General features: G+C 57.9%; 9 protein-coding genes and 1 pseudogene. All 10 read right to left on the bottom strand.

What is annotated here, in order from left to right:
* Positions 1–332 precede the first annotated feature (332 nt).
* The 10 genes and pseudogenes from tyrS to argC all read right to left on the bottom strand — a co-directional run bounded on the left by tyrS (position 333) and on the right by argC (position 10641).
* Positions 333–1592, bottom strand: a complete 1260-nt coding sequence (tyrS, locus tag QP884_RS02650; RefSeq protein WP_284820562.1) for a tyrosine--tRNA ligase — start codon at positions 1590–1592, stop codon at positions 333–335.
* Positions 1593–1615: 23 nt separating this feature from the next.
* Entirely contained in the window at positions 1616–1789 is a 174-nt protein-coding gene (locus QP884_RS02645; protein ID WP_005323252.1) for a Trm112 family protein, read from the bottom strand.
* A 56-nt stretch (positions 1790–1845) separates the two neighbouring features.
* Positions 1846–2883 carry an ornithine cyclodeaminase gene (locus tag QP884_RS02640; RefSeq protein WP_005327880.1) on the bottom strand — a complete coding sequence of 346 codons (1038 nt, stop codon included), beginning with the start codon at positions 2881–2883 and terminating at the stop codon, positions 1846–1848.
* 12 nt (positions 2884–2895) lie between these two features.
* The gene (locus tag QP884_RS02635) at positions 2896–4413 is read right to left on the bottom strand and encodes an amino acid permease (protein ID WP_284820561.1); all 1518 of its coding nucleotides are present in this window, start codon (positions 4411–4413) and stop codon (positions 2896–2898) included.
* Between the two features lie 219 nt (positions 4414–4632).
* Positions 4633–6063, bottom strand: coding sequence for an argininosuccinate lyase (gene argH, locus QP884_RS02630; RefSeq protein WP_284820559.1), 1431 nt, complete (start codon positions 6061–6063; stop codon positions 4633–4635).
* A 6-nt stretch (positions 6064–6069) separates the two neighbouring features.
* Entirely contained in the window at positions 6070–7290 is a 1221-nt protein-coding gene (locus QP884_RS02625) for an argininosuccinate synthase (protein ID WP_284820558.1), read from the bottom strand.
* An 81-nt stretch (positions 7291–7371) separates the two neighbouring features.
* The gene (locus tag QP884_RS02620; RefSeq protein ID WP_005323257.1) at positions 7372–7854 is read right to left on the bottom strand and encodes an arginine repressor; all 483 of its coding nucleotides are present in this window, start codon (positions 7852–7854) and stop codon (positions 7372–7374) included.
* A 3-nt stretch (positions 7855–7857) separates the two neighbouring features.
* A complete protein-coding gene (gene argF, locus QP884_RS02615) occupies positions 7858–8778 on the bottom strand; it encodes an ornithine carbamoyltransferase (RefSeq protein ID WP_284820557.1) in 921 nt (306 codons plus the stop codon).
* A 177-nt stretch (positions 8779–8955) separates the two neighbouring features.
* A pseudogene (locus tag QP884_RS02610) lies at positions 8956–9582 on the bottom strand (bifunctional ornithine acetyltransferase/N-acetylglutamate synthase); the annotation flags it as partial.
* Positions 9583–9597: 15 nt separating this feature from the next.
* Positions 9598–10641, bottom strand: a complete 1044-nt coding sequence (gene argC, locus QP884_RS02605) for an N-acetyl-gamma-glutamyl-phosphate reductase (RefSeq protein ID WP_284820556.1) — start codon at positions 10639–10641, stop codon at positions 9598–9600.
* Between the last annotated feature and the right edge of the window lie 76 nt (positions 10642–10717).

The raw sequence follows: 10717 nt of genomic DNA, 5'->3' as shown, positions 1-10717 counted from the left end.
CAAACCAATCAACACACAACCATGCACACAAAAAATAAAAAGTACATTGGCACACTATTGAGTTCTCAAACATCATCCGCACACCACAAAAAATTAACCTACCGTTAACCTCTCGTTGGCGGCTCGTACAAACCTACTCAACTTAATGAACCCTGTCAAATCCTTGAACCAAGTCCGTACGAAATTCGCTCAGAAGTAACCTCCCGGCTACCTCGCGGCGACTTCGATTAATGTAGTCCACCACAACCACACAACACAAACCCGCAGGGCAGGGTACTAAAATGAAAAATGACGCCCTTCCAACGAGTGGAACGGACGTCATCTACACCTGTTTAACTCAACTTAGCGCCAGCGAAGTTCTTCTTGCCTCGCCGCAGCACCAGCCAGCTTCCATGCAGGAGGTCTTCTGCAGACGGCTCCCACTCTGCTGATTCGATGCGCTGGTTATTGACGTAAGCGCCGCCTTCCTTGATGGTGCGGCGAGCAGCACCCTTGGAATCAGCCAAACCGCTGGCCACCAGTAGGTCAACAATGGTGCGCGGTTCGCCGGCGGCAATTTCCGCGACGGTGGTTTCAGAGAGCGCGCCGGCAAGGGTCTTCTCATCCAACTCGGAAAGTTCGGCCTTGCCGAATAGCGCCTGGGCGGCAAGCTCGACAGCCTTGGTTGCCTCTTCACCGTGAACCAGATCGGTCATCTCTTGCGCCAGGCGACGCTGAGCCGCACGCTTATAAGGCTCTTCTTCCACCGCGTGCTCGTATTCGGAAATTTCCTCCTGCGTCAGGAAGGTGAACCAGCGCAGGTAGTCGATGACTACAGAGTCACCGGCATTGAGGAAGTACTGGTACCAGGAGTATGCGGAAGTCTTTTCCGGATCGAGCCAAAGCTTTCCGCCGCCAGTGGACTTGCCGAACTTCTGTCCGGAGGCGTCGGTAACCAGAGGCACCGTAAGGCCATGGACCTTGGCGCCATCGATACGACGGTTTAGGTCTACGCCAGAGACGATGTTGCCCCACTGGTCACCGCCGCCGATCTGCAATACGCAATCGCGCTCGCGGCGAAGCTGCACGAAGTCATTGGACTGCAGGAGCATGTAGGAAAACTCAGTGTAAGAAATGCCGTCGCCCTCGAGGCGCCGCTTGACGGTATCGCGATCCAGCATCGTGTTGAGGGAGAAGTTCTTACCCACGTCACGCAAAAAGTCGATGACGGACATATTCATGGTCCAATCGGCGTTGTTGACCATGGTGGCAGCCTGCTCGCCGTCGAAATCGATGAACCGACGCAGCTGCCCCTTGATGGCCTCGAGGTTATGGGCCAAGTCTTCCTCGCTCAGCATGGAGCGCTCGCCGACGTCGCGCGGATCACCAATAAAGCCAGTTGCGCCACCCGCCAATGCGATTGGGTGGTGGCCGGCCTTTTGGAAGCGGCGCAGCATGATAAGTGGGACCAAGTGGCCTGCATGGAGGGAGTCACCCGTGGGGTCGAAGCCGCAGTACAGCGCGATGGGGTTTTCGCATGCCTCGCGCAGGGCCTCAAGATCGGTGGACTGGTTGATCAGTCCGCGCCATTGCAGTTCATCAATGATATTCATGGGGGTCTTTCTAAAAGTCGAAGTTAAGCTGGCCATTTCTGGGCGTGGTCTACAAGCATGACTGGGATGTCATCCTCAATGGGATAGGCAATGCCCAGCCGCTCGTTGACGAGGACCTGTTTATCTTCCAGATATGTCAAAGGGCCCTTGTCTTGCGGGCAGACAAGGACCTCTAGCAACTTCGGGTCAAGACTCATGCGTCTTATCTTAGCGGGTAGAGGAAGAAGTTGGATCCCTCTACCCCACCTTCGACTTAGAGCAGGGATGGAACGTTAGCAACTAGGGAGAAGAGATCCTTCGGGTCATCCGGGTTGGCGATGATGTCGATCTCGGACTCCAAGTCGGTGCCCTTGACGGAATCGCGCAGGTAACGCAGCGCGGAGAAGTCATTGATGGCGAATCCAACATCGTCGAAGAGCGTGATCTGCTCGTCGTCATCGCGGCCGGTGGCCTGACCGGTGAGCACCTGGTAGAACTCGACAACCGGGAAGTCTTCCGGCTTCTGCTGGATTTCACCTTCGATGCGGGTCTGCTCTGGGAACTCTACGAAGACCTTGGACTTGTCCAGGATGGAGCTCTCCAGCTCGGTCTTGCCCGGGCAGTCGCCGCCAACGGCATTGAGGTGTACGCCTGGGGCGACGTGGCGCTCAGCCAGAATCTGGTTCTGAGCCTTGTCTGCGGTACAGGTGGTGATGATGTCTGCACCCAAAACCGCCTCGTCGACGTTGGAACAAGCAGTGATATTAAAGCCCAGTGGCTCCAAGTTGCGCTTGAACTTTTCTACCGCCTCAGGGTCGATGTCATAGATGGTGATGTCCTCAATACCCATAACGCCGCGGAAGCCAAGCGCCTGGAACTCGGACTGGGAACCCGCACCAACCATGGCCATGCGCTTGGAATCCTTGCGTGCCAAGTGCTTTGCCACCATGGCGGAGGTCGCGGCGGTACGCAATGCGGTAAGCAGCGTCATCTCGGCTTCGAAGGTGGGGTAACCATTGTCGACGTCGGCAAGCACGCCAAAGGCAGTAACGGTCTGGAAACCGCGAGCTGGGTTGGATGGGTGACCGTTCACGTACTTGAAGGAGTACTCCTTGCCATTGGAGGTAGGCATGAGCTCGATAACGCCGAACGGGGTGTGGGAGGCAACGCGCGGAATCTTGTCGAAGCGCTCCCACTCGCGGTAGTCGGCCTCAAGGTAGTCCACCATTCCGGTAATGATGTTTTCTACGCCTTCGCGCTGAATCCAGCGCGCCATATTCTCTACATCTACGAACTTAACAGCGTGGTTCATAAAAGTTCCTTTCTATTTCTTTGGGTGAAGGTCTGTTTGCGGTGCAGCCGGGAAGCTGGAGGTTGGCAGGTGCTTGGCCTTCCTCTCTTCCGCGATGGCGCGAATGCGGTCGCGCCATGCGTACCACATTGCCATAAAGACCGGAACGAGGAGCAGGGTCGATGCAAGTGCAAAGGTGCCGATTGGATAATCAAAGGCCATCAAGATAATGACTAGGCCAATGAAGATGAGCACTGCCCAGTCTCCGCCTTCGCCAAACGGCGAGCGGTATCCCGGTCGGGTGTAGCTTCCGCTCTTGGCCAGGCGCACAAATTTGAGGTGCGAGAGCGCAACTGCCGCCCAAGATGCCAATGTGCCCAAGGCTGCCAGGTTGAGCACGATTTCAAACGCCATCTCCGGCACCACATAGTTGAGGAAGACGCCTACCAAGCCCACCATGGCCGCCATGACGATGCCGCCGTAGGGCACGCCAGACTTGGACATGCGAGCGCCGAACTTCGGGCCGGAGCCGGAAGTGGACATGTTGTACATAATGCGGCCGGTGGAATACAGGCCGGCGTTGAGCGAGGAAATCGCAGCGGTAATAACGACAAGCTGGAAAATCGGGGCCGCCGCACCTACGCCAAGGGACTCAAAGAAGGTCACGAATGGGGAAACATCAGCGACGTAGTCGGTGTACGGCAGCACGAGCGTGAGCAGCAGCACGGAGCCGAAGTAGAAAATCAGGATGCGCAGCAGCACGTTGTTGACTGCACGCGGAATGTGCTTTTCTACGTTCTTGGTCTCGCCGGAGGTGGTACCAACGAGCTCAATGCCGGCATAGGCGAAGACGACGCCTTGGACGACGATCACGGCAGGCATCAGTCCGTTGGGAAGCCATCCGCCACTATCGGAAATCAGGCTGAAGCCGGTCGGGTCGCCACTCGGGTGGCCAAAGATGAGGACGCCGATGGCTACCAACATGAAGATGATCAGCGCGACGATCTTAATCAAGGAGAACCAGTACTCCAGCTCGCCGAAGATCTTCACCGAGAGCATATTAAATACGAGGATGCCGCAGATGACCACGAGCGCAAGTAGCCACTGCGGGACGGAATCGAGCCACGAGGTGTATTGGCTAAACCATTTGATGTAAATGGCTACGGCCGTGCCATCCGCCACTAGGGTCATAGCCCAGTTTCCCCAGTACAACCAGCCGGTGACGAAAGCTGTCTTCTCGCCATAAAACTCGCGAGCATAAGACACGAAGGAGCCGGAGCTGGGGCGATAGACGATGAGCTCGCCAAGTGAGCGCAAGATGATGTAGCCGAAGAAGCCACATACGAGGTACAGCACGGCGAGGAAGGGGCCTGCGTCCTGCAGGCGGCCGCCGGTGCCCAGGAGAAGGCCGGTACCGATTGCGGAACCGATGGCAATCATCTGCAGCTGGCGATTGCCCATTCCCTTTTGCAGGCCATGGTCTTCCGAGGCGTAGACCGCCTTTTCATTCTCGTGTGGCCCAGCTGGAGTGGGCGGAGAATTTACTGTCATAGGAGAGATCGTCCTTTCATTACGGTGAATGAGTCTGTTAGGTCACATTCCCTGCAAGAATACTAACGCACCACACTGTTACCCATGTCACCACTACCCCCATTGTGTTCAACAACGCAGTTGACAGGTTGGGAATGACGGTCAATCTCCCACCCCCGCAGCGAGACAAAAAAGAACCGCATGGCCGAAGACCATGCGGTTCTTAAAGCGCACCGAGAACTAGCGCAGCGGCTTCTGTGCCCACGTGCGAGCAGCCGCGGCACGCTGGCGGACAGTCTCGCGCTGCTCAGCCACGCGGACACCAGCGGTGCCGCCCTTGGTGGCACGAGAGGCCACTGCCCCGTCGATAGTGAGTACGTCACGGACGCTAGGCTTCAGCCGCTTGTCGACGCCCGCCAATTCCTCATCGGTGAGCTCCACTAGGTCGATGCCTCGCTCCTCAGCGATGCGCACGCAGGCGCCGGACGCTTCGTGTGCCTCGCGGAAAGGAACGCCTTGGCGAACCATCCATTCGGCCAAGTCGGTAGCCAGCGTGAACCCGCGCGGGGCAAGTTCACGCATGCGGTCCTCGTGGAAAGTCAGCGTGGACACCAGCCCGGTCATTGCCGGCAGCAGCAGGTTAAGTTGCGCGACCGAATCAACGATGGGCTCCTTATCTTCCTGCAGGTCGCGGTTATAGGCCAACGGCTGTGCCTTCAGCGTAGACAGGAGGCCAGTGAGGTTACCGATAAGGCGGCCGGTCTTGCCGCGGGTGAGCTCCGGAACGTCCGGATTCTTCTTCTGCGGCATGATGGACGAGCCGGTCGACCACGCATCATCGAGGGTGACATAGCCATATTCGGGCGTGCACCAGTAGATAATTTCTTCCGAAAGTCGGGACATGTCGACGGCAATCTGGGCCAAGACGAAAGCCGTCTCGGAGGCGAAGTCACGAGCCGCTGTGCCATCCAAGGAGTTCTCCGCGGCGGCATCAAAGCCGAGCTCCTCCGCAATGGCTTCCGGATCTAGCTGCAAGGAGGAGCCGGCAAGAGCGCCGGAGCCGTAGGGCGATACTGCCAAGCGCTTATCCAGGTCCTGCAGACGCTCAATATCGCGCAGTAGCGGCTGCGCATGGCCCAAAAGCTCGTGCGTCAAAAGAACTGGCTGCGCCGCCTGCGAGTGAGTTTTGCCCGGCATAATGGCGTCCGGATGTGCTGCCGCCTGATCAGCCAAGGCATCCACCAAGTCGCTCACCTGAGCCGCGGTATCGCGAATAGCATCGCGTACCCACATGCGAAACAGCGTCGCGACCTGGTCATTTCGGGAACGACCAGCGCGCAGGCGACCGCCTACCTCTGGGCCGACAATCTCGATGAGCCCGCGCTCCATCGCACCGTGGACGTCTTCGTCCGTTGGTGCTGGGCGGAACTCACCGGAGGCCACCTTCTCCCCTAGCTCGGTGAGGCCGGAGAGCATGGTGTCCAAGTCGGCGTCAGAAAGCAGGCCCGCTTTGTGCAGCACCTTGGCATGCGCCTTGGAGGCTAGGACGTCATATGGCGCCAGCACCCAGTCAAAGTGAGTGGACACAGAGAGGGCAAACATCGCCTCAGACGGTCCGCCGGAGAAGCGGCCGCCCCATAGGGCACCCTCATTAGTCTTATGCGGTTCCATGTGCTCCTACTTCTGCGCGCTGGTGGGGAAACCGCCGTCGCGGTCACGCTGGTTGGAAATCTGGGTGGACAGGCCGTGCAGCTGCACAAAGCCCTTAGCCGCGGTCTGGTCGAAGGTATCGCCAGTGTCATAAGTAGCCAGGTCGAAGGAATACAGCGACTGGCCGGAACGGCGTCCGGTGAGCGTGGCGGTACCGGCGTGCATGCTCAGGCGGATATCGCCGGTGACGTTCTCTTGGGACTCCTCAACGAAGGCATCCAGGGAACGCTTCAGCGGTGAGTGCCAGAGGCCGTCATAGACCTCCTCGGACCAGCGGGCATCGGTCAAACGCTTGTAGCGGGCCAACTCGCGCTCCACGGTGACATCCTCCAGCGCCTCGTGGGCCTGGATGAGGACCATGGCGCCCGGAGCCTCATAGACCTCACGGGACTTAATGCCCACCAAGCGGTCCTCCACCATATCCAGACGGCCAATGCCCTGCGCACCAGCGCGGCGGTTGACCTCTTCAATAATCTGCAGCGGGGACATCTTTTGGCCATCGACTGCCACCGGGATACCCTTTTCAAAGGAGATGATGATTTCATCCGGGGCATTACCCAGGCCTGGGTCCTCGGTATAGGCGTAGAGATCCTTTGTTGGTGGGTTCCACAGATCCTCAAGGAAACCGGTCTCTACCGCGCGGCCCCACAGGTTCTGATCGATAGAAAATGGCGAGGAAGCGGACTGCTCAATCGGCAGGTTGATCTCTTCCGCGAAGGCGATGGCCTTATCGCGGGTCCACGCATAATCGCGTGCAGGGGCGATGATTTCGAGGGAAGGATCCTGGGCGCGGAAGGAAACCTCGAAGCGTACCTGGTCATTACCCTTGCCGGTGCAGCCGTGGGAGACGTGGGTGCCACCGAATTCCTGCGCCGCTTTCACCAAGTGCTTGGTAATGAGGGGGCGGGAAATAGCCGATACCAGCGGGTACTGCTTCATGTACATGCCGTTTGCCTTGATGGTGGGAACACAGTATTCCTCTGCAAACTCATCCTTGGCATCGATAACGATGGACTCTACGGCACCGCAGTCAAGTGCACGCTGGCGAACCGATTCCATATCTTCGCCACCCTGACCCAAGTCCAGAGAAACGGCGACAACGTCACCACCGGTCATTTTTGCCAGGTATGGAATGGCAACGGAAGTATCAAGGCCACCAGAGTAAGCCAAGACTACGCGTGCGGACATGGTTAAGCTCCTTGTTCTATTGGAAACAATGCATCTAGGTACATAATATACGATGGTGGTGGGAATTGCCACCACCACCCTCTAAATATTCCGCGTGGTAAGCGTCACTGCCAGATCTGCGCCCGTGACGCCCTCGCGCGCCAAGACGAAGATGGTGTCATCGCCGGCGATGCAGCCAATGACATCGTGTAGCCCCACCCTGTCAATAAAGCTGGCAAGGTACTGGGCCGCACCGGCTGGGGTGCGCAGCATAGCTATATTGCCGGAAGAATCATGGGATACCACCAGCTCATCGAGCATGCGGCGCAGCTTTTCACGGGGGCCGCCCACTTGGTCTTCAAATTGCTCCAGCTCACCACCGACCACGTAGTAGGAACGGCCACCGTCACGCTTTACCTTCTTCGCCCCCAACTCATCCAAGTCACGGGACAAGGTGGCCTGCGTGATGTCGATGCCGTCTGCGAGGAGAAGCTCGGATAGTTGCACCTGGCTGGTGACGCGATTGCGATCCAAAATCTCTAGGATCTTGGCCTGCCGAGCATTGCGGGTGGTCGGGGTGTTCATTACTTAGTTGATCTCCTTATTTATTTCGAGCAACCAGACAAGAAGCGCTTTCTGCGCATGCAGGCGGTTCTCCGCTTCATCAAAGACGTGCGACTGTGGTCCATCAATCACCTCAGCCGTGACCTCATTTCCACGGTACGCCGGCAAACAATGTAAGAATATTGCATCCTTATGCGCTTTGCTCATTATGGTCGAATCAACCTGATATGGCAGGAACGGCGTACGCCTATCGCGGCTATCATTTTCCTGCCCCATAGAGATCCACGTATCCGTAATGACAACGTCTGCGCCTTCAACTTCATTAACGTCATCAGTAATGGTGATATTGCCCCGCTTGCGCGCGCGGTCGACAAATTCCTGGCGCGGCTGGAATCCTTCGGGCGCGATAATTGAGACATCCATGCCGGCCGTGGCGAATCCAATCATGTAGGAGTTAGCCATATTATTATCGCCATCGCCCAGGTAGACGGTCTTTTTGCCTTTGAGGTCACCCAAATTCTCACGACAGGTCAGCAGGTCAGCCAAAATCTGGCAGGGATGCAGGTCGTCGGAAAGCGCATTGACCAGAGGAACGGTAGTAGTCTCCGCCATCTGGAGAAGGTTGTCATGGTCAAAGGTGCGCCACACGATTGCCTCCACGTACCGCGAAAGCACCGCGGCCGTGTCTTGGTAGGACTCCCCTTTGCCCATCTGAGTGGTAGAAGTATCGACAGTAATGGCCTTGCCGCCCATATTCGCTACTGCGGTTTCAAAGGAAAAGCGGGTACGGGTAGACGTTTTATCAAAGAGCACCGCCACGGTCTTAGGCCCCTCCAGTGGGCGCTCTGCAAAGGGATCCTTCTTGAGCTTTTCAGCTAGGTCCAAAATGGTTGCTTGTTCTTGTGGGCTGAGATCGTCGTCAGCCAGAAAGTGTCGCAGGCTCATGCCAGTTCCTCCATTATCGTCCGGAGTGTTGTCAGTGCTGTGTCTAGTTCGTCGTGGGAAATAACCAAGGGTGGGGTGAGGCGGAGAACATTCTCACTGGGCGCGTTGAGGATGAGCCCCTGTGCAAGCCCGTCGCGCACGGCCTGCTTAGCCACTGGTTCCGCTAAAACAACGCTTGGCCGCAGCCTTGTCTAGGGCGCTGTGGAGTGCGGGAGCACTCACGGCGGCGTCGGTAGTAAGGCATACCAACATTGTTGCGAGAGAAGGGGCCATCATGCCTACTCCCTTGCCCATGGCCCCAACCAACCAGCCGTCCGCAGCATAGGTGGCTTCCTTGGTCACGGTATCGGTGGTCATAATGGCGGCGGCTGCCGCGCGGGCGTGTTCCGCACTCGTGCCAAGGCCCTTCACTACGTCGGCCGCACCAGCCAGCACCTTCTGCATTGGCATAGGCTCACCGATAAGTCCCGTCGAACAGGCGGCAATGTCTCCCTCGAGAAGGTGCAAGGAGTGAGCAACCTCAGCTACCAGCGCAGCGGCGTCCTTGTCCCCCTGTGCACCATTGCACGCATTGGCGTTTCCAGAATTGAAGATGACCGCAGCAAGCTTGCCATCGCCTATCGCCTTCCGGGAGAGTTTCACCGGCGAGGCCACCACGCCGTTGCGGGTAAAAACCGCCGCCGCGTCGAAGCGAGGTCCGTTATTGACCACCAAGGCCATATCGGGTGTGCTGGAGGACTTAATCCCCGCTGTAGTTGCGCCGGCGCTAAAGCCGGCGGGGCCGGTAATCCCAGCTGTACTCATTGTATTCTCCTAGTGCTATGGGGCCACAGCCGCTTGCGGCAGACCCAAGGTTTCATCCCAGCCAAGTGCCAGGTTCATGCATTGCAACGCGGCGCCAGCCGTTCCCTTGCACAGGTTGTCTAGCGCTGATGTGACAACGAGCCGTCGGGCGCGTTCGTCCACGTGAGCTTGGATATGGACCATGTTGGTGCCCACGACGTTCTGGGTTTCTGGTTGCTGCCCGGTGGGAAGGACGTGGCAAAAGGTCTCTTGGGCATAAAAGTCGCGGAATGCGCTCTCCACCTCGCGCTTGCCGACGCCCCCTTTAAGCCCCGCCGTAGTCGTAGCCAAAATCCCGCGTGGAAAAGGCGCGAGAACCGGCGTGAAGCTGACGGAGAGCTTCTCCTTGGCAAAAGGTTGCAGGTTTTGCAGGATCTCTGGGGTGTGTCGGTGCGTCCCGCCGGGCTTATATGCTTTGAGGTTTCCCATGGTCTCTGCGCCAAGTTGTGCTACAGAAGCTTTCTTCCCAGCCCCAGAGACGCCGGTGATGGCGATGACCGAAAGGTTCGGCTCAATGAGCTCGTGCGCCACGGCGGGCAGAACCCCAAGGGTGACCGCTGTGGGGAAACATCCCGGTACTGCCACCCGGTTGGTGCGGCGCAGCGCTTCCCTATTGCCGGGTACCTCCGGAATTCCATAGGGCCAGCTTCCGGCATAGTGGCCGCCGTAGAAGGCATCCCAGTCGGACTTGCTACGAAGGCGAAAATCGGCTGCACAATCGATCACGGTGGCCTGCTGGCCCAGTTGCTGAGCGATGCCAGCAGAGTGCCCGTGCGGCAGCCCCAAGAAGACGATGTCGTGCCCGCGAAGATTCTCAGCGGAAGTCTCTTCAATAACGCGATCCGCCAACTGAGGCAGGTGCGGCATGAGCTCACCTACCGTCTTCCCTGCGGTGGAATGCGCTGTGAGCGCGCCAATGCGCAGGCGGCCGCAAAGATAGGCCGAGTGAGATAGCAGCAGGCGCAGGATCTCACTTCCTGCATATCCGGTGGCGCCTGCTATTGCTACTGAAATCGTCATAAGCGTGACTATAGCAATAAATACACTCACCCGTATGTTATTCATACAAATTGGGGAAATCCCCTGGTTATTGCAC

The sequence above is a fragment of the Corynebacterium tuberculostearicum genome, from assembly GCF_030229345.1.
GTDB classification, from domain to species: Bacteria; Actinomycetota; Actinomycetes; order Mycobacteriales; family Mycobacteriaceae; genus Corynebacterium; species Corynebacterium tuberculostearicum_G.
This window is presented reverse-complemented; position numbering and strand designations above follow the sequence as displayed.

Excerpts from the sequence above, each read along its gene's own strand:
- tyrS (WP_284820562.1), bottom strand. The coding sequence starts at position 1,592 with ATGAATATCATTGATGAACTGCAATGGCGCGGACTGATCAACCAGTCC.
- argC (WP_284820556.1), bottom strand. The coding sequence starts at position 10,641 with ATGACGATTTCAGTAGCAATAGCAGGCGCCACCGGATATGCAGGAAGT.
- argH (WP_284820559.1), bottom strand. The coding sequence starts at position 6,063 with ATGGAACCGCATAAGACTAATGAGGGTGCCCTATGGGGCGGCCGCTTC.
- QP884_RS02640 (WP_005327880.1), bottom strand. The coding sequence starts at position 2,883 with ATGAACCACGCTGTTAAGTTCGTAGATGTAGAGAATATGGCGCGCTGG.
- QP884_RS02635 (WP_284820561.1), bottom strand. The coding sequence starts at position 4,413 with ATGACAGTAAATTCTCCGCCCACTCCAGCTGGGCCACACGAGAATGAA.
- argF (WP_284820557.1), bottom strand. The coding sequence starts at position 8,778 with ATGAGCCTGCGACACTTTCTGGCTGACGACGATCTCAGCCCACAAGAA.
- QP884_RS02620 (WP_005323257.1), bottom strand. The coding sequence starts at position 7,854 with ATGAACACCCCGACCACCCGCAATGCTCGGCAGGCCAAGATCCTAGAG.
- QP884_RS02645 (WP_005323252.1), bottom strand. The coding sequence starts at position 1,789 with ATGAGTCTTGACCCGAAGTTGCTAGAGGTCCTTGTCTGCCCGCAAGAC.
- QP884_RS02625 (WP_284820558.1), bottom strand. The coding sequence starts at position 7,290 with ATGTCCGCACGCGTAGTCTTGGCTTACTCTGGTGGCCTTGATACTTCC.